At 60.1% G+C, this 371-nt stretch carries 1 protein-coding gene; it reads right to left on the reverse strand.

Annotation, left to right across the window (positions count from 1 at the left end; translation table 11 throughout):
- Positions 1-105: 105 nt before the first annotated feature.
- A partial coding sequence (locus tag EXE45_RS21025) for a hypothetical protein (RefSeq protein WP_206750519.1) occupies positions 106-371 on the reverse strand: 266 nt, incomplete at its 5' end.

Below are 371 nucleotides of genomic sequence, written 5' to 3' on the forward strand. Positions count from 1 at the left end.
GTGGCCGTCAGGGTTGGTAATGTCCACCCGCGAGTCGTTCCCGATGATGGTCGCGGACTCGGAAATGAGCCAGTTGATCAGCTCGTCTGCGTTCATGGGGAGATGTTAGAACCTCCGTACGGCACGCCGCATCGCCTGTCTGTTCAGTCGCACAATGTTCCGTTTCCCACGAGCGTTCCGCCACGCGGGGCGGATGAACGGATGCGCGAACGTCCCCTGTTCACCGATAGTTCGCTGAATCGCGGACGCCAAGGCGTACGTTGAGTCGTACTTCGGTGACGTGATGTTCTTCGCGATGACCCACGTCAGGATGGGGTCAAACGGTGGAAGTCCAGACGGCTCGGGGTAGGGGATAGAGCCGCGGACCGAAT

Origin of the sequence: Halorubrum sp. SP9 (assembly GCF_005435015.1) — an archaeon.
GTDB classification, from domain to species: Archaea; Halobacteriota; Halobacteria; order Halobacteriales; family Haloferacaceae; genus Halorubrum; species Halorubrum sodomense.